Source organism: Bradyrhizobium sp. Leo170 (assembly GCF_004296405.1).
Taxonomy (GTDB): Bacteria; Pseudomonadota; Alphaproteobacteria; order Rhizobiales; family Xanthobacteraceae; genus Bradyrhizobium.
Window position 1 is genome coordinate 26,120 of the sequence record NZ_PSRR01000005.1, and the last position, 16,406, is coordinate 42,525.

Sequence of the window (16,406 nt, forward strand, 5' to 3'; positions counted from 1 at the left end):
AGTTGCGGGGAAGACCAGCGGACAGCGACCGCGGCCGCCGGCATCACACCAGGACGTCTTCGTCCTCGTAGGCAGATCCTGCCGGTTCGGGGTTCATCGACATCAGCGAGACGGCATCGAACACAGCCATGAGCGGGTCGATCTTTGCGGATCCGCTGGCCGCCTTGGTGATCAGCGTCGCGTTGCCGTTCCGTTCCGCCTTGGCGTTGCCGACAGCCCAGGTCATCAGCGCCGATCCTTCGTGGACGAGATCGCCGGCAGCGACTCGGCGCTCGGTATCCTTGATGGCACCGTTCAACTTCCAGCCCTGCGGGATGCCGACGATGCGCTCCTTGTCGAGCCCGCGGGCTTCGCTGGTGAGCTCGTCGACGATGGATCCGATGCCGGCGGCGTCCACGGCGATCGCGGCCCCCTCGGCCAGCTTCCCGGCCTCCTCGGCCAGCTTCCCGGCCTCCTCGATCGTCATCACGATGTCCGCGACGGCCGTGACATCATCACCCGGCCGATCGACGATCTTGAGGGTCTGTTCCTTCTCAAAATCCTTGAGCTCGGCCGCGATCTGCTTGCGCCGCTCGAGAACGATGGTGTGAGCCCACGCACGGCTCCACAGCAGCCACTTCCTCTTGGCGATGTCTTCGGAACCGCCAGCGGCCTTCTTCACGCGCCCCAAGACGGCTAGGCCGAGAAGGTCGTCGAGGCCTCCGCCGTCGATACCGACGACAACGACCTCGGAACGAGCCAACAGATCCTCGAGCGACGTGACCCGCTCTTTCGACTTGTCCCAGAAATCAGCGCCAGCCCAGCGATCCACTCGCAATTTGGAGCCGATCGGGACGTTGAGGTGCTTTGCGAGGAAGACGTTGAGCCCGGCCCGGTCACCACGCTGCGCTTCGGCCAGCTTGTCGACCAGCCATTCGGTGAAGACCGATTTTTCCAGGTTCGGGTTGGTGATGTAGAAGTTGGCCGGGTCGAGATAGGCCTCGGCCTCGACCATGTCGTCCGGGAATTCGTACAGGACGCCGAAACTCTTCGGATCCGTAACCCTACCGTCTCGGATGTCGCGGAAATATTCGAGTTTGGCCAGGAAGACGCCGGCCGGCGGCTCGTCGGAATGCGTCGACAGGTAGATGACGAAGCCTTCCAGCTTCGAGACCAATCCGCCCGTCGCCTCGCGCAGCATGGCGTCGGCGTTGGCGCGCTTGCCGAAGATCCAGAGCTCGTCGACCAGGACGAACGCGGCCTTCTTGCCCGAAACCGTGTCCGTATCGGCCGCGACCACCTTCAGCACCGCATTAGTCACCCGATGCGTGATCTGGCGGAAGTTGTCCTGGATGTGCAGCAGGTCGCTCAGTTCTTCGTCATGCCGGACCATATCGGCAGCCGGCTTGAACGCGTTGTTGGCGACTTCCAGCGTCGGCGCCAGGATCAGGAGTTCAGCCGAATGCCTCCAATTCCTGATCAGCGCCGTGAGCATGATCGCCGCGGCGACCGTCGATTTGCCGTTCTTCTTGCTGATCAGCAGGAAGAACTCCCGGATCAACCGCTTCGCCTGCTTGTGGTCGTACGCGCCGAAGATGGCGAGCACGAAGTCGAAGACCCACTGTTCGCCAGCCTCGCCAAACGTCGGCGGCCGCATCCCATCGATCTCCGGATCGAAGATCGGTGTCGCGTCGACGATCTTCAGCGACTTGAAGACCTCAAGAGCGGCATAAGCCTCGTCCGGGAACAGCGGCTCGAACGGGACCAGGCTCTCGCCGGCGATAATCCTCCGCTGCCAATCGATGCACGCCGTCGACCAGTGCTTCATGATCAGCCGGCGTCGTTGTTGACCACCAGCTTAGGCGGCTCAGGCGGTGCGAACTTCCCGACCACAGCCTGCGCGGCCTGCTTCCGCTGTTCCTTCTTGCCCAGTTTCTCCGGCGCCGGCTCCTTGGCCTCGGGTGCGGCCTTGGCACCGCGAGCATTGACCGCGGCCGCGGCACCGGAAGCCCGGCCCATGTCGTCGAGCCGCTTGATCGCCGAGGTGTTCTTCGCCTTGGCCGCCTCGAACAGCAGGTTGATCACCTCTCGGCGCCGGTTCGCGTAACCGCTTGCGAGCTCTTCGGGGCAATGCTTGCGCATCGTGTCGACATCAACGCCCAGGGATCTCGCGATCGTCGCGTCGGACTCGCCGCAGAACTTCATCCGCTCGATCGTCGTCCGCTCATCGACCGATGGCTTCCATGCGGGACGGCCGCCAACCTTTTTCAGCGCCGGCTTCTTTCGCGAGCGAGCACGCTTTTTCCCGTCAGTCGTTTTTTCGGTCATTTTGCGATTTCCGGAGAAATTTTCGGTCGCCCCAAAAAAATTGTGCGGATGCGACCCCAAGCGGTCCCAGGTCCTGTCGGCTTTCGGGAATTCAAGCCCCCCTGCCCCCCTCCCCGAGGTCTGACGGTAGGGGGTGGGCTGGCGTGCTGGCTGGCTTGGCCATGGCGTTGCGGGTTGGCTTGCCCGACCATGTCCGGCGGCGCCGCCCTGCCGCAACTTGCTGGCGTTGCCTTGCTGGCTTGTGTGCTAGGTGGTGACCGGTTGACGTGGCGGACTACTCGCCATCTTCCGGGTACAGGGCCGCATGGTGCGGAGCGCTATCGCTTGGCAGGCAATCCCATATGTCGGCGCTGCAGCGCTCAACCCGGATGACAGGCAGGATAACCACGGTTGCCGGTTCGGTGCTGGCTGGCGCCGCGCGCGCCTCGCCACTAGCTCGAGGGCCCAACGCGACGACGTCGCCCATGTGCGCTACCGCTCCGCCTTGCCACGGGCAAAGGCGACCATGGCTGCAACGGTGCCGAGTGCGACGACTTGGCCACGCCGGGCACGGCGCCAGCGCTTCGCTACTCGCCATGTCCCGATGGCTTGGCTTGGCGCAGGGTCGCCAGTCAGCAGCGTGGCGGATTCCTCAATCTCGATTATCGGCCGGCCGAACCAACCGCACCGCAAGCGCGCGTTGCCGGTTGGGCGCCACGTTCCTGTGATTGGTGCCGCTGCATTGGGCGGGTTGGCCATGGTGCACCGTTGACATGCGAAACCCGCCGAGACCTTTCGGCCTGGCGGGTTGCCCGTGGTGACAATCCTTCACTGTTCCCGCTCTGAATCGGAAAACGAGTCGGCTGTCAAATCGATGGCGCGGCGCTCGTCCGTTGATAGTCGCGCTCCGCCGGCTTGCCGCGACTCAAATCTGTGATAGGTCCGCCTAGTGCGGGCTAGCCCGGAAACGTCACAGCGGAGTGAGAACGGCATGGCGAAGAAAAGCGCGACAAAACCGGCTGACGTCCGGGCGCCACAGAAACGCGATTTTGCAACTGGCGATGCCTCACAGCGAATCAACGGGGCTGAATTCGTCGCGTGGCAGGAACGGCTGGGCCTTTCCAACAATGCGGCGGCGCGCGCCATCTTCGCGTCACCCAACTCGATCGCGACCTACCGCACCCTGGGCGCCGGCCCTGACGTTGCGCTGCGCTGCAGGGCCGTGGAGCTCGGCATCTCCACCGGCGACAGCTGGCAATTCATTGAACGGGCTGCGAAATTGCTGGCGCAGTACCGTGCGCTGCATCCCTGATTTGTGACGCTGCATCGACTTTTTTCGGACAATCGTCACTTTTTTGCGTTTTGCCTATTGACGCGGCCGGCCGTTGCTGTATGGTGTCCTCACTGGACGCGCAATTGTGCGCAACCGAAAAGGGAAAATGACCATGGCCGTCATCAAGACCAAAGACCTTCCGCCCTGCCCCGACTTCACCCAAGGACTCGGCACCGTCGGTTATCTCGAAATGCTCTGCCGCAACATCGAGGAGGAACAGAAGGTTAAGCCGGCCGCTCCGCAGCCCGCGCAGCCGGAAGCCAACCCGCTCTGGATTTTCGGAATCAAGTGAGGACTACCGGCGCGGCCGACATGGCCGCGCCTCCCTGCCAACCCGGCAACTCGATAGGACAACCAACATGCTCGGCAACGTCTTGGGCGCAATCCTCGCCCTATCCCTGACCGTCGGACCAGTTGTCGCCATCCTGCTGCGCATTCCAGTCTAAGCACAGTCCGCGCCGATAGAGTCGGCGCCGCTACTCCCGCGCGATTGTGCGCAACTGAAAAGGCAGACCATGAAAGACTTTTTGCTTTTCCTCGCCTTCGCCAGCGTCGGCACGTTTGTAATCGTCGCGTGCTGTCTCTGACGATTTGCAGCCTATGCCGTGCGCGCCACGGCATAACCGGCAAATCGCCGAACCCGCGCAACAGTGCGCAAACAAAAAGGAAGTATCTGCAATGACCGTCTACACCTCAACCGCCCGTTTCGATGGCTCCGCCCGCGCCCTGTCTGAGGATGAATTGCGCAAGCTGGCGCCGTCTGTTTTCGCGGTCGACGCGCACCATTCGCGTTCTGATCGTTTCCAGCCTATTCCGACTTTCGACGTGCTGCGCGCATTGATGAAAGAGGGTTTCCAGCCCGTCGGCGCAAAGCAGAGTGTTGCCCGGATCGATGATCGCCGCGACTTCACAAAGCACCTCATCCGCTTGCGCCGTCTCGACAACGCCGCGACGTATTCGGTTGGCGATACCGTCTGTGAAATCCTCCTCAAAAACGCCAATGACGGAACGTCCGCCTATGACTTGATCGCAGGCCTTTTCCGTGTTCGTTGCCTTAACAGCCTCGTCGCGCAAGTCGGCACCGTCGACTCCGTCAAAGTCCGGCATACCGGCACCGCCCAGGATGTAGCGCACAAGGTGATTGATGGAACCTACCGTGTTCTCGGCGAGGCACAGAAGGCACTCGCGGCGCCACAGGACTGGGCGCGCCTGGCTCTCGACCGCGACGAAAAGCAGGCACTCGCGGAAGCCGCGCACGTTCTGCGCTTTGGTGACGCGGAAGGCGAAACCAATACGCCGATCCAGCCGGAACAACTGCTCCGCCCGCGTCGGCGGGATGACGTGTCGCCGGACCTTTGGACCACGTTCAACGTGGTGCAGGAAAACGTCATTCGTGGCGGACTTACGGCGCGCGGCCGTGATGCCAACAATCGCCCGCGCCGCGTCACGACTCGCGCCGTCAACGGTATCGACCAAGACGTGAAACTAAACCGCGCGCTTTTCACCCTCGCGGCCAAGATGGCCGAATTGAAGGGCGCCGCACCGCTCGCCGCCTAAGCGATTGCAGCCCATGCCCGGGCTTGTCCCGGGCATGACCGGCAACCGCCGAAACTGCGCAATTGTGCGCAACCATCAAAAGGAAACCGAGCTATGAAGTATCCTCGCCACGATTCCGACCGCAAGCCGATTGACAAGCGGACTCGCCGCGCCGCGGTCCGCTTCGGAAAACGCGCCTTTCTGAATTCGTGCATCTGAAACGTCCACCATGCTTGATCTTTCCCATATCCTTCTCGGTGAGACTGCAATCCTCCGCTTTCCCACCAAACGCCAAGCCACTGCATTGGCTAGAGCACGCGGCTGGAATGCTCATGATGTCATGCAGGCCTTCAACCGGTTCAGCGTGTTTTGGGTTGTGGGGGAACGCCTGAACGATCGCATTCGGCTTGCGGCAAGGGAAGGAACCGAAACTGTCTCTTATGGAAAGTCAAGCTAGCTAGGACGTTGCGACACTGCCCGGCATGACCGGGCAGCACGGAACGCCCAGCGTACCAATGCGCGATTGTGCGCAATTCAGAAAAGGAAGCTTAGACCATGCAACAGATTGATTTGATCGCAGCGAAGGCGGCCAAGGCAACCGAGCGGCGCACATTGGCAATTCTCGCCTATGATAACGCGTGCGCCGAACCCGACAGTGCAAACTGGCGCGCGGTCGCTGATTTGCTCCGCCTCGCCTTGCCCAACGCAAAAGCAGGATCCGCCGCGCCCAAGATCCTGGAACCGGAAACGGATCCACGCTTTGCGCAATGGGCGGACTACGTCATTCCGCAGAGCGTCAGCGCGAAGCGTCTCGGCAAGTCGCCTGTTATCGTGGTGACGTTCGCCGATGGTGAGACGGTACGGGCACCCGCGGTTTCCCTGCCCGGCAAGCCGGTCAATATCGGGCGCGGCTTGCGCGTCGCCATCGCGTTCTATCAGTGCCGTATCGCGACGCGGTGCGGCGGCAACTCCGATTATTCGGCATGCATCACGGTGCCGGAATTTGTCACCGTTACATGCGAAACGACAGAAACCGAATACGACGCTGCGCAGTGCAACGCCAAGTCGGCGAAGTGGCGTCGCGGGACTTTCGACGCCAGCGCAGCCATTGCGGAGTCGGCCAGCTACCCCGACGAAACAGAGGACGGCGCTTTGACGCGCGCTGATTTCGTCAAGGCGTCGTACCGGCTGGCCGTGTCGCGGCTGCGCCTTGCAGAATTGCCGGAAGGCGCCGACGCTCGCCCGCTTCAATACCAGATTGAAGAATGCGAGTTGCGCTTGGCCGGCTGGACTCCGCTGCAGATCAGGGCGAGGTGGCGGGCGCGCGAAGATGCCGAGCGGGAAGCGGAGCGCCTGGCCGCAGAGGCGGCGCACGATGCCGAGCACGCGGACCATGCCTCTCCCCCGGTTGTAACTTCATTCAAGGTGAACCAAGCATTTCTCTCGACATCGAGGCTTACCCTTGTCGCCAGCAATGCCCAGGTTGCGCCCTCGCCCCGTTCCAACTGCATCCTGCGGATTGCGGCGGCATGACGCGCAAACCCAAATCCCGCAAGTCCCGCTGCCCGTACTGCCGTCAGTTGCGGCCGTTCTATTTGATCGCCCGCCATATCGAACAATGCGAGGCTCTACGCTAGAGCCTCCGCTACGGTTGATTTTGTCGCGCGCGATCGCGCGTAACCGGAAAGGAACCTCAACAAGTGCCGACTCCATACACAGAAGATGCCTATTCCTATCGTGTCGATTTCGCCTCTCGCGTCATCGCCACCGGCCGCAACGCAACGCGGTCATTCGATACCTGCTTTGAAATGCACGACGGAAACGCCGTTGCGGTGGCGCTCTACCGCCGCTCGCGGCGCAATCCGAAACTGCGCGGCAACCTGTTTCGATATCTCGGAAGGGATAACTTGGTTGCGCTGGCGTATCGCGAGCGCCGCCGGCCAACCCGCGCGCTTGCGGAATGGGCGGCTCAACTCCGCGCCGCCGGCCGCGCGGATTTTGATAAGATGATGGCCGCTGTTGAAGCCGAGAGAGCGGCGAAACGCGAACGCGCTATCGCCGCGGGGTATTCCCTGCACGAAATTGAACCGTATTGGTTCGTTTTCAAGCGGCCGGATGGCAGTCTGGGCGATCACAAGCGACACGTCGAATCCGATGTTTACTATGATGCCTGCAGCGACCTTGAGCGCCTCGCCGTGCCCGAGCGGGCCCAATCCAGCACCGTGGCCTGAGAGCCGGCTACGTCTGATTTGCCGTTGATAGCCGCGACTCCCAGCCGCGGCTGATTCCAAACTTCCGCAATAGTGCGCAAAACGAAAGGACACAGAGCAATGACTGCCATTACGATTTGGACCTGCACCACGGAAGGCGATAACTGCGGAACCGAAACCACGGTGCACGCCACACAATCCGAAGCGGTGGACTACGTGCGCGCAAGCCTGCGCGACCTTCTCAAGCGCAAACCCGAGCGCCTGGCCGAGATCGAGGCCGCGACCGCGGACAATATTGCCGAGTTATGGGAAGACGTCGCCGACGGGCCTTGCATCATTGAAGCTCACCCCGTGACGCTGCCGCCGCTTGCCGTCGCGATTTACGAGACCCGCCACGGTGACGAAACGCGCCTGTACGCCAACAGCGACGACGCCCGGACCTGGCGCCGCGAGATCGCCGCCGAAAATTGGGCGGCACGGATGGACGAGGACAAGCCGGCCGATCCTGACGAGATTGCTGACGCCTACTTCGAGCGCGTCGGCGAGATGCGCGGCGACTTCTTCAGGGTTGAGGTATTGGAGATTGGCGGCGGCACAGTTTCGGCTGCGCCCGCGCAGGACTGGCGCCAGATCGCCCGCGACCTGGCCGGCGCGCTGGATGCCTGCACCCATCAGATTGGCCAGGTGCGCGGCATGTTCAACGACGAGGACGGCACGATTGCGGAGGCGGTTTCCGACGCCGACGACGCGGCGGAGGCCTACCGCCGAGCCGCCGCAGGCCTCCCGGTTGCGCCCTGCCCGGCTGAAGAGGAGAGCAGCGCCCCGCGCGTCTGCCTCGCCAGCGAAGTCCCTGGAGCGTGGGCCGGCGATTGGTTGAGCGTCACGAAGCGCGGGACCACCGCGCACCGCACCAAAGATCAGGCTTACAGGACACTTTACGAGGTACATCCCGAGTTGCGCCCGCTGGATTAGGGCCGGCTAGCCCCGGCTACGATCGATTTTCTACCCTAGCTACGGCTGATTTTGCGCGATGACTCTTGACAGATTCAGCCGAACCAACTTAGGGCCCCCCCGCGCGATTGTGCGCAATCTAAAAAGGAGAAATGGACACATGACATTTTCTGCCACCTATTCCCCTGACGACAACAAGCTTCGCCTCTATTCCGTCTCGCGCCTCGATCCCGAAACCTATGCGCGCGTGAAAGCCGCCGGATTCAAGTGGGCGCCGAAACAAGGCCTTTTCGTCGCGCCGACCTGGACCCCTGCGCGCGCCGATCTGCTGATTGAGCTTTGCGGAGAGATCGGCGACGAGGATTCAACCCTTGTCGACCGCGCCGAGGACCGCGCCGACCGTTTCGAGGAGTACAGCGAAAAACGCTTGGCCGAAGCCAACCGCGCCCGCGACGCGGTCGACCAAATCGCCGAACGCTTCGCGTTTGGGCAGCCGATCCTTGTCGGCCATCACTCGGAGAAGAGCGCGCGGAAAGACAAAGAGCGCATGGACAACGGCATGCGGAAGGCGCTCAAGCTTTGGGATACTTCGAATTATTGGACAGCGCGGGCGCACGGCGCGATCCGCGCCGCAAAATACAAAGAGCGTGCCGACGTTCGTCACCGACGCATCAAGACGCTGGAAGCCGAGCGCCGCAAGGTCGAGCGCAGCAAGTCCGAGGCTGCGGCCTGGCTCAAACTCTGGGCGAAATGCGGTGAGGAGACGGACGCGGAGCGTCAGCACCAAATCGCGCTTGCAATTGCAAACCGCTGTTGGCTGCACCTGCCTCGCAAAGAAGGCGACCGTGAAGACTGGCCGCACAGCCAAACCGCTTACGGAGCGCTGAGCGAACGCGAATCCACCTTGTACGCTCCGCGCACCGTCGCCGAGGTCATCGAGCACGCCAAAGCAGTTTATCCGGCGACGATCGCGAATTGTGATCGCTGGCTTTCGCACTATGACAACCGCCTGGCTTATGAGCGCGCCATGTTGGCGGAACAGATCGGCGTCGACGGCCCGGACGCGCCCGCCTCCTTGGGCGAGCGGTTCGCCTTCCAGGTCGGCGGCAAGGTCCAGATTGCGCGGGAGCGCTCTGGCGCGTGGCTGACCATCATCCGCGTTAACCGCGTCGGCGGTACCGTCAACAGCCTCACGACTACTTCGCCGCCCGGCGTGACCTGGGCGTCAAAGTGGAAATATGGCGTCGAGGAGGTTTGCGGCTATCGGGCGCCGAAAGGCGGCGACGCCGAGAAGGTCAAGACCGCGTCGCAGCTCGCGCCGCTCTGCAACTATCCCGGCGAAGGCTTCCACCGCATGACGGCCGAGGAGTACAAAAAGAAGCACAAGGATTACAAGTGCACGAAGCTGGTTAAGGCGACTGACCAGACGGGAATGCACCGCGTACGCCATGCCATGCTCAAGGACTACAAGACCGCGCACGTTTTCATCACGGATGCAAAGCGGGTCGATCCGCCCAAGATCGTCCCGCCGAGCGAGCCGGCCGAACCGGCTGCTTTCGTGGTGGAGTTCGTCGCCCCGCCGACGGCCGCCAATCCACTGGACGCCGCCTTTACGCTGGTCTCCGAGATCATGGCGGAGCCGGCACCGGCAGAAGACTCCGCGCCCTCAGTGCCCGCGCCCGAGATCGCGATCGCGCCCGCCCTCCCGGATACGGCCGATTTGCCGGCCCCCTCGCCTACGGCTGATTTCGAGGCAATGCGGGCGGTGCTGCGCGGCGGCGGCGTGCAAGTCGTCGTCGCTCCGCAATTGTTCGAGACGCCGCCGAACCTGGCCGCCGATGTGGTCGAGCTCGCAGAAATCAGCGAGCACCATAGCGTGCTTGAGCCAAGCGCAGGCACTGGGCGGCTTGTTCAAGCCGTGAAAGCGGCGATCAGTGCCCGCGTAGAGTTGATTGCGGTCGAGATCAATCCGAAATTGGCAAATCTGCTGCGGTCTCATGGCACAAAAACCCATTGTGGTGACTTCCTGGAATGCTCTCCAATTCACCTCGGCAGGTTCGACCGGATCGTGATGAATTCGCCATTCGAACGCGGCGCCGATATCCAGCATATCGAGCACGCGCGGACGTTTCTCCGGCCTGGTGGCCGCCTCGTCGCGATCTGCGCCGACGGGCCGCGCCAACGCGCGCGCCTCGAGCCAATCGCTACCGAATATCGGCCGTTGCCGGCCGGCTCATTCAAGGCCGCCGGCACGATGGTGAATACGGCGCTGGTCGTGATCGATGGACCGCCGGAATAGTCCCGGCTGCGCCCTCCCGCTTACGACCGATTTCCCGTCACCCCCTCGGCTACGGCCGATTTTGAAAAGGAGATTTACCCATGTCGATCCAACTGACGTCTGAGGAACAGATGCTGCTCAATGCACTCATGAAGGGTCCGCGCACTGACCACGACCGCATCCCCGAGCGCGTTCTCGTCAATACCGGCATGGCGCGACGTGTCGACCCCGGTATGATCGAGATCACGAATGCGGGCCGGACCTGGGCAATGATGCCCGACGTCGGCGAAGAACTCGGCCGCGCTCGCGCGAATGTCCACGGCTTCGACCGCTTCAAGGCTAGTGAGCCGGCGCGCAGCATCTTTCGAAAGATGGGCCTTCTCGAATACCTCGAGGCGGCGCAGAGTTGGCGGCAGCTCCGAAGTTCTATCGTGCAGTTCAACGATCCCGACAAAGGGCGCTTCGTGAAACTCGCCAAGCAGTGCGACAGCGTCTGCAGTTCGGGCGAGCGCGTCTTGCTGCACGCGATCCTCTACGTGACCGATTTCGCCTGGCTGGCCGACAAGCTAGGCGGCAAGGAGGTTTGGCAGCGGATGGACCGCGCAGGAGGCGCGCACCGCGAAGCCGTCGCAGCATGCATTGGCGCAGAGGTGTATTAGCATGAGACAGGTTCGACGCGTGCCGGTGGATTGGCAGCATCCGAAGAACGCCGCCGGCCGCTACATCCCGCTGCTCGAGTCCGCCCCGGATGCGCCCGCGCCCGATCCGGACCGCTACATGCCGGCATGGCCGGAGGCGGAGCGGACGCATTGGCAGATGTACGAGGTCACCACTGCCGGGACGCCGCTGTCGCCGCCCTGCGCCTCGGCGCGGGAGCTCGCCAAATGGCTGGCCGACCACCACGTCGAGGCCGGGCCCGGCTTCACCGGGACCGAGAGGCAATGGCTGGCGGCCATCGACCGCGGCGGCGTCATTCCACCGGTTATGACGGTCGGCAAGCGCCAGGTTTCGCCGCTGGATTTCAGCTAGTCGGGGGGACTCCCGGCTACGATCGATTTTGTGCTATCCCCTCGGCTACGACCGATTTCCGGGCGACCGTGCCCAACAGGAAAGGATCCTGAGATGTCTCCACCTCGATTTGTCCACCGCAAGATCTCTGGCGCTGATTTCGACGCAGCGCTGGAACGGCAGGGCCTGACCCGGAAGTCGTTCGCCCGCGTCTTCTGCCAGAATCTCGTCACGGTTAACCGCTGGGGTCGGGATAACAAGGGCCAGATCCAGGACATCCCGTCCTGGGTGCCGATTGCGCTGACGCTGCTTACGCTCCCCAACGCACTCGGGACCGCGCGCATGGCCGCAGCGGCAATGATTCAGGCCGACCGGCTACATCCGGAGCTCGGCGAATACCCTTACCAGAAGCTGAGGCAGATGCCGGCTGACGCTGATGTGGAAGATGGAGAAGACCGGTGACAAAACTCACGATCAAAAGGATTGGCAACTCCGACGGACTCATATTCCCGAAAGAGTTAATGGCGAAGCTCGACTTGAAGACGGGCTCCGATCTCTATGTGGTGGAGGTCGCTGGCGGCGGCTTCATCGCCCTGCCCTATGATCCCGACTTCGAAAAGACGATGAAGACCGCAGACGAGATCATGGACAAATACAAGGACACGCTCCGCAAGTTGGCGGAGTGAGCCCGCCTCCCGGCTACGATCGATTGTCCAGCGATGCGGCCCAACCAATTTATAAATGAGGCAACGTTGACCATGAAAACAATTCTACTGGCGATCTCGACCGCGGCCATCCTTGTGACACCCGCGGTCGCGCAGAATGCAGGTACCAAGTTTCGTGGCGTTTACATAAACATGCCGAAGACTGAGGCAGACGGGCTGTCCAATAACTTCACTCTGAAGTGGGAAAAGGACCTGTTCGCGATGACCAAAGAAGAAGAGAATATCCCGGTGCTGGCGGTCTATTCCAAGACCGGCAAACATTGCGGAAGCGTCAAATTCGACAAGAATGGCACCGCCAAGAGCGCGGACTTCTATCGATGCTTCTTTGACGCAGAGTCCTTGCCGCCGCAACAATTCGCTGAAGCTATTCTCAAGAATTACAAACTGCCTGAGCTGAGCTGCGCACTGGAAAGGAATCTGATGGGAGAGGCCCTGCGTACCTGCAAAGGCCTACTGCAAACGGGCGAAGAGGTGAGCATCACGTCCCCTACCAACTCCTCCGATGAACCGGGCATTCACCTCAAGCGCGGTTCCGGAACGCCGAAGTTCGACTAATCGACGCTCACACTTTGGCTTGGTTGCGCCCGCGCCCTTTTGCGGCTTTTCGCTTTTTGGTCGGGCGCTTCATGCCTAGCACCGGCGCCGCTTCCTTCTTTGCCGCCGCGGCGTCACGCGCCTCTTGTTCGCGCATCAGTTCCTGATTGCGATAGTACCTGGCTTCCCGCATGGCCCGAAGCTGGTCCGCGCGTGGTGATGGCTCTTTCGACATTCTACCCCTCCTACGATTTCATGCGCCGAGATCGAGCGGCTATGCCGGCGCGGGTGTTGTGCGAATTGCAGGCGCAGCGGCCGTTATTGCGGTCAAGCGCCAGGTCTGGCCGATCCTTGATGTCCTTGATGTGGTCGGCGTACATCCGATCGCCGTTGGCTTGGCTACGCTCGCAGCGCCTACCGGTGCGATCGTCGATGTGCTCGCACCGATATCCCGCCCGGCGCTTGACGAACGCGGCCCACGCTTCGTGCTCGGCGGTCTGGTAGTGCGGATCCGCCTTCTTAGGCAGTGGCTTCGCCTTGCGGGTGTCGAGCGTCGGAACGCGCGGTCCGAGAGTCGGAATCCTTGCCATGTCACGATCTCGGATGGTGCGGCTGATTGCTGGCGTGCGTCCGGTGATGCTTGCGGGGACATTGCGGGTTTTCGCAGGTCAGGTTCGCGCCCGCTGGACAAATGCACCCCATCGGTCCGGATACTGGGTTGACCCCGCTGCTGCCGCCCTTTGGTGGATTCGGCGGTGGAGTGGACGGCCGTTCAGTCAGCACTCGCGGGATATAGTTCCGCCAAGTCGATGTCATTTTCGATCTCCTCGCCGCGGCCCGAACATTTTCCGGCCTATTGCTCTGAGCATTTCGCGCTGGTCCCACGTCAACTGGTCCTTGTCGACGTCGACCAGGAGAAGCCCGTATTCCCGCCAGACCCGGACCTTGGTCTCGAGCGGCGTCTCCCTCGTATTCGGAGCGAACCTGCCGAACGACATCAGCGTGACGTCCGCCGTTTCTGTTGATGCGGCCAGTTGAGAAGACGCTCACCCTGCAAGATCACCTCCATGCCGCGGCTCACGACATCCTTCAGGATGTTGAGATCGCGGTTCTGACGTAGAAAATTCGGATCGTAGAAGTCGCACAGCGCGTCGAGTGCGTCGGCGATCTTGGCGCTCGCCGTGGTGTGCTGGCTGCCGCCGCGGCGGTGCACCTCCGTCGGCGTCATGTCGAACAGCAGATAGCCGCAGGCCCAGTACCAATGGCTCTGGCCGAGTCTGGTCTCGCAGAGCTCGATACGCTGCGCCGCGGGGATCGCGCTCGGGATGATGTTCGGCACGCCGGAACGGTCGATCTTGTCCCCCAAGCTGGCAGCACGGATGCCGCCCTGCACAGCCTCGATGTCGCGGAGGAAGGCTTCGACACCAGGCACATGATGGGTCCGGACGAGCGACTTCCGACGCAGTGAATGCGCCTTGGTCGTCACCAGCACATCCTGGTTTGGATGCTCAAGATCCGGGATGCTTTCGAAGCGCTCGCCACGCGCTAGCCGAGCCGCTTCTTCCTGCCGCTTTTCCTCTTTGACCTGCCTTTTGGTCTTCTTGACCTTGGGCTCGAGCAGCCCGAGTGGATCTCCACCCTTGAGAAGCTTCTGGCGCCTGTCCTTCGCCACGGTCTCATTGCGCCGGACATAGTCAGCGACCATGCGAGCCTCCGGCGTGTCGTTGCCGAGCGCGTAGTCGAGGTAGGCATACATCAGCTTGCGCTGGCCCTCGCGGGCGAGGTCGTGCTCTATCCGGCGCTCGTATTCAGCCTGATACCGTTTCGCGCGCTGCGGATAGCCGGCTTCCCATGCGGCGGCCGCCTCGGCGCGCTTGTCCGCGCGCTGTTGCTCGCGCGCGGCCCGAGCGTCAACCTTCCGCTTCCGCTCTCGCTGAATCGTTCGTTTCGATCGGCGCTTGCGGCGCTCGCCTTCGGCCATTCCGTGCCTCGAGATCCTGCTCTCGAATCACGGATATGAAATCGCGGTGTGATTTGTCTACGAATGCAAGCGGAAAATGCCGATCTCATCAACGGCTGCAAAGATCTTAGCGGGAAGTCGGGACTGTCGCTCCTCCACTCGCATCAAAGCAGAGGTTGGCCGCTAATCTGAAAAGGCCCGCTCCGTTGCTTGCCCAAGTTAGCGCGTGTTTCATAAAGGCGTGGACGTCAGCTTCTCATGGCCAAGCGGAAAGCTTACGATCAGTCAGAGCATTACCGCTCGTGACCCATGGCCGAAATCCGGATTGAAGATCGCCACGTCAGCTCACCGGGGTAGACCGGACGCCGCTCAGCGCGGCGTCAAATGCCGCTTGTGACCCAATTGAGACATTGGTAATTCGCTGACTCAACCCGGTCGCGATTGACCCAATTGAAACATTGGTCATTTCAGTCGTGACACTGAATCGACGCTTGCAGTGACCTAGCTGTCGTAAAGGACAGTGTGACTGTCACACCCAGTGGTGAGAGGGACGAGGTGTCGAGCGCACGCATCTATGCTGGCTTTCGCTGAGGGGCAGATACCGACCCAACGTATGACCAGGCGTTGCCGGGCCATCAGTGGTTGCAGCTATTAGTCCTGCAGAGCGGCGTAACGCTTGCCAGCCTTTCTCTTTTGAGGATGCGATGACGTTCAGCATTCTTGCGAGGAAGGATGACGGGAAACCGTCGTTGCGAGCCACGTCAGTCCAATGCTGGCGTTGCGAAAGCTCGCACTCTAGTTAGGGGTGGATGGCAGGTGCAGATCACCGACGAGTACGGCAAGATATTTCAGCCTAACAGGTTCGAGGAGCTACTCAGATTTGACCGAAAGCCTCCGATCAGGTTTTGAGCTTCCGCGCTGCTTCGGCGTCGCGAGCCAATCGCTCCGCCTTTAACCGCTCGTGGTTTGCATGGAACGCCTTTTGAGTGCGTTCATACTCGGCCATTGCTACCTTGACGTCCGCCTCCTTGAAGGCTTCTCGTGCCTTACGCAAGGCCGCGGTGGGCACGTTCCGTTCGTATGTGTAATCCCTCATTTCCTCCTCCTTTTGCGTTTGCTTACTACGCAATTTTTTGTCGGTGGGTCGAAAGTCGCATCGGAGTTTCCTGGGAGCTCGAGGCCTAGTTTGTACACTTAACTACGTCGGCGAGTGCAAATCGCCTAGAAGCCAGCGTCCGAGAGCCTTGGACTTCATAGGATCTTCATACGCGGCCAGGGCCGTAACTACGTGATTGCAGACAGCACATTCAAACGTATGCAAGTCGACGCCAGGGCGTGCTGGCTCGATGCGGGTAAGCATCATCTCGGCCTTGCACTTCGGACAGGCGGGGCGCCCAAATGCAACCGGCAGAATGCCGGACGACAGGCGTTGAGATTGAGGCATATGATGCCTCCCCTCGAATAGGCGGGAGCGCAACACTCTCTGTCACCGGTGGATGCCGTGAAGCGGCGGTGATGGGGCTATATGGATCCCGATCGAACCAAATAGCCAGTTAATTCGTGTTCGGTTGCCGAATTAGTGGTT

General features: G+C 61.7%; 20 protein-coding genes. 13 read left to right on the forward strand and 7 right to left on the reverse strand.

What is annotated here, in order from left to right; all coding sequences use genetic code 11:
• Positions 1 to 43: 43 nt before the first annotated feature.
• Both CWO89_RS01840 and CWO89_RS01845 read right to left on the reverse strand, forming a co-directional pair.
• Positions 44 to 1,807, reverse strand: a complete 1,764-nt coding sequence (locus tag CWO89_RS01840) for a terminase large subunit (protein WP_130576976.1) — start codon at positions 1,805 to 1,807, stop codon at positions 44 to 46.
• A gap of 2 nt (positions 1,808 to 1,809) precedes the next feature.
• On the reverse strand, positions 1,810 to 2,523 hold the full coding sequence (locus CWO89_RS01845) for a hypothetical protein (protein ID WP_130576977.1): 714 nt from the start codon (positions 2,521 to 2,523) through the stop codon (positions 1,810 to 1,812).
• A gap of 754 nt (positions 2,524 to 3,277) precedes the next feature.
• Between CWO89_RS01845 and CWO89_RS01850 the strand changes: the two genes are divergently transcribed.
• The 13 genes from CWO89_RS01850 (at position 3,278) to CWO89_RS01910 (ending at position 12,882) form a co-directional block, all read left to right on the forward strand.
• A complete protein-coding gene (locus CWO89_RS01850; RefSeq protein ID WP_130576978.1) occupies positions 3,278 to 3,598 on the forward strand; it encodes a hypothetical protein in 321 nt (106 codons plus the stop codon).
• Positions 3,599 to 3,731: 133 nt separating this feature from the next.
• A complete protein-coding gene (locus CWO89_RS01855; RefSeq protein WP_130576979.1) occupies positions 3,732 to 3,911 on the forward strand; it encodes a hypothetical protein in 180 nt (59 codons plus the stop codon).
• A 386-nt stretch (positions 3,912 to 4,297) separates the two neighbouring features.
• Complete coding sequence (locus tag CWO89_RS01860) at positions 4,298 to 5,176, forward strand: DUF932 domain-containing protein (RefSeq protein WP_130576980.1); 879 nt, start codon at positions 4,298 to 4,300, stop codon at positions 5,174 to 5,176.
• Between the two features lie 208 nt (positions 5,177 to 5,384).
• Positions 5,385 to 5,612 carry a hypothetical protein gene (locus CWO89_RS01865; RefSeq protein ID WP_130576981.1) on the forward strand — a complete coding sequence of 76 codons (228 nt, stop codon included), beginning with the start codon at positions 5,385 to 5,387 and terminating at the stop codon, positions 5,610 to 5,612.
• Positions 5,613 to 5,710: 98 nt separating this feature from the next.
• On the forward strand, positions 5,711 to 6,688 hold the full coding sequence (locus tag CWO89_RS01870) for a hypothetical protein (RefSeq protein WP_130576982.1): 978 nt from the start codon (positions 5,711 to 5,713) through the stop codon (positions 6,686 to 6,688).
• A 275-nt stretch (positions 6,689 to 6,963) separates the two neighbouring features.
• The gene (locus tag CWO89_RS01875) at positions 6,964 to 7,386 is read left to right on the forward strand and encodes a hypothetical protein (protein WP_130576983.1); all 423 of its coding nucleotides are present in this window, start codon (positions 6,964 to 6,966) and stop codon (positions 7,384 to 7,386) included.
• Positions 7,387 to 7,485: 99 nt separating this feature from the next.
• The gene (locus CWO89_RS01880; protein ID WP_130576984.1) at positions 7,486 to 8,337 is read left to right on the forward strand and encodes a hypothetical protein; all 852 of its coding nucleotides are present in this window, start codon (positions 7,486 to 7,488) and stop codon (positions 8,335 to 8,337) included.
• Positions 8,338 to 8,476: 139 nt separating this feature from the next.
• Entirely contained in the window at positions 8,477 to 10,615 is a 2,139-nt protein-coding gene (locus CWO89_RS01885; protein ID WP_130576985.1) for a DUF3560 domain-containing protein, read from the forward strand.
• A gap of 80 nt (positions 10,616 to 10,695) precedes the next feature.
• Positions 10,696 to 11,253, forward strand: coding sequence for a hypothetical protein (locus tag CWO89_RS01890; protein ID WP_130576986.1), 558 nt, complete (start codon positions 10,696 to 10,698; stop codon positions 11,251 to 11,253).
• Between the two features lies 1 nt (position 11,254).
• Positions 11,255 to 11,623 carry a hypothetical protein gene (locus CWO89_RS01895; protein WP_130576987.1) on the forward strand — a complete coding sequence of 123 codons (369 nt, stop codon included), beginning with the start codon at positions 11,255 to 11,257 and terminating at the stop codon, positions 11,621 to 11,623.
• 93 nt (positions 11,624 to 11,716) lie between these two features.
• The gene (locus CWO89_RS01900) at positions 11,717 to 12,064 is read left to right on the forward strand and encodes a hypothetical protein (protein ID WP_130576988.1); all 348 of its coding nucleotides are present in this window, start codon (positions 11,717 to 11,719) and stop codon (positions 12,062 to 12,064) included.
• Positions 12,065 to 12,123: 59 nt separating this feature from the next.
• Entirely contained in the window at positions 12,124 to 12,288 is a 165-nt protein-coding gene (locus tag CWO89_RS01905) for an AbrB family transcriptional regulator (RefSeq protein WP_130576989.1), read from the forward strand.
• A gap of 66 nt (positions 12,289 to 12,354) precedes the next feature.
• Entirely contained in the window at positions 12,355 to 12,882 is a 528-nt protein-coding gene (locus tag CWO89_RS01910) for a hypothetical protein (protein ID WP_130576990.1), read from the forward strand.
• A 7-nt stretch (positions 12,883 to 12,889) separates the two neighbouring features.
• Here CWO89_RS01910 and CWO89_RS01915 read toward each other — a convergent pair whose 3' ends face one another.
• From CWO89_RS01915 to CWO89_RS01935, 5 genes are all read right to left on the reverse strand, one after another.
• Positions 12,890 to 13,096, reverse strand: coding sequence for a hypothetical protein (locus tag CWO89_RS01915; protein ID WP_130576991.1), 207 nt, complete (start codon positions 13,094 to 13,096; stop codon positions 12,890 to 12,892).
• A gap of 10 nt (positions 13,097 to 13,106) precedes the next feature.
• The gene (locus tag CWO89_RS01920) at positions 13,107 to 13,451 is read right to left on the reverse strand and encodes an HNH endonuclease (RefSeq protein WP_130576992.1); all 345 of its coding nucleotides are present in this window, start codon (positions 13,449 to 13,451) and stop codon (positions 13,107 to 13,109) included.
• Positions 13,452 to 13,673: 222 nt separating this feature from the next.
• A complete protein-coding gene (locus CWO89_RS01925; protein ID WP_130576993.1) occupies positions 13,674 to 13,859 on the reverse strand; it encodes a hypothetical protein in 186 nt (61 codons plus the stop codon).
• The gene (locus CWO89_RS01930; RefSeq protein ID WP_130576994.1) at positions 13,859 to 14,842 is read right to left on the reverse strand and encodes a hypothetical protein; all 984 of its coding nucleotides are present in this window, start codon (positions 14,840 to 14,842) and stop codon (positions 13,859 to 13,861) included. Before CWO89_RS01930 ends, CWO89_RS01925 begins: the two co-directional genes overlap by 1 nt.
• Positions 14,843 to 15,719: 877 nt before the next feature.
• Entirely contained in the window at positions 15,720 to 15,917 is a 198-nt protein-coding gene (locus CWO89_RS01935; protein WP_130576995.1) for a hypothetical protein, read from the reverse strand.
• Positions 15,918 to 16,406 lie beyond the last annotated feature (489 nt).

Bases quoted from the DNA above. Each gene is read 5' to 3' on its own strand.
- CWO89_RS01895 (WP_130576987.1), top strand. From the start codon at position 11,255: ATGAGACAGGTTCGACGCGTGCCGGTGGATTGGCAGCATCCGAAGAAC.
- CWO89_RS01840 (WP_130576976.1), bottom strand. From the start codon at position 1,807: ATGAAGCACTGGTCGACGGCGTGCATCGATTGGCAGCGGAGGATTATC.
- CWO89_RS01915 (WP_130576991.1), bottom strand. From the start codon at position 13,096: ATGTCGAAAGAGCCATCACCACGCGCGGACCAGCTTCGGGCCATGCGG.
- CWO89_RS01870 (WP_130576982.1), top strand. From the start codon at position 5,711: ATGCAACAGATTGATTTGATCGCAGCGAAGGCGGCCAAGGCAACCGAG.
- CWO89_RS01930 (WP_130576994.1), bottom strand. From the start codon at position 14,842: ATGGCCGAAGGCGAGCGCCGCAAGCGCCGATCGAAACGAACGATTCAG.
- CWO89_RS01850 (WP_130576978.1), top strand. From the start codon at position 3,278: ATGGCGAAGAAAAGCGCGACAAAACCGGCTGACGTCCGGGCGCCACAG.
- CWO89_RS01890 (WP_130576986.1), top strand. From the start codon at position 10,696: ATGTCGATCCAACTGACGTCTGAGGAACAGATGCTGCTCAATGCACTC.
- CWO89_RS01875 (WP_130576983.1), top strand. From the start codon at position 6,964: ATGCACGACGGAAACGCCGTTGCGGTGGCGCTCTACCGCCGCTCGCGG.
- CWO89_RS01925 (WP_130576993.1), bottom strand. From the start codon at position 13,859: ATGTCGTTCGGCAGGTTCGCTCCGAATACGAGGGAGACGCCGCTCGAG.
- CWO89_RS01935 (WP_130576995.1), bottom strand. From the start codon at position 15,917: ATGAGGGATTACACATACGAACGGAACGTGCCCACCGCGGCCTTGCGT.
- CWO89_RS01900 (WP_130576988.1), top strand. From the start codon at position 11,717: ATGTCTCCACCTCGATTTGTCCACCGCAAGATCTCTGGCGCTGATTTC.
- CWO89_RS01920 (WP_130576992.1), bottom strand. From the start codon at position 13,451: ATGGCAAGGATTCCGACTCTCGGACCGCGCGTTCCGACGCTCGACACC.
- CWO89_RS01905 (WP_130576989.1), top strand. From the start codon at position 12,124: ATGGCGAAGCTCGACTTGAAGACGGGCTCCGATCTCTATGTGGTGGAG.
- CWO89_RS01865 (WP_130576981.1), top strand. From the start codon at position 5,385: ATGCTTGATCTTTCCCATATCCTTCTCGGTGAGACTGCAATCCTCCGC.
- CWO89_RS01885 (WP_130576985.1), top strand. From the start codon at position 8,477: ATGACATTTTCTGCCACCTATTCCCCTGACGACAACAAGCTTCGCCTC.
- CWO89_RS01880 (WP_130576984.1), top strand. From the start codon at position 7,486: ATGACTGCCATTACGATTTGGACCTGCACCACGGAAGGCGATAACTGC.
- CWO89_RS01860 (WP_130576980.1), top strand. From the start codon at position 4,298: ATGACCGTCTACACCTCAACCGCCCGTTTCGATGGCTCCGCCCGCGCC.
- CWO89_RS01855 (WP_130576979.1), top strand. From the start codon at position 3,732: ATGGCCGTCATCAAGACCAAAGACCTTCCGCCCTGCCCCGACTTCACC.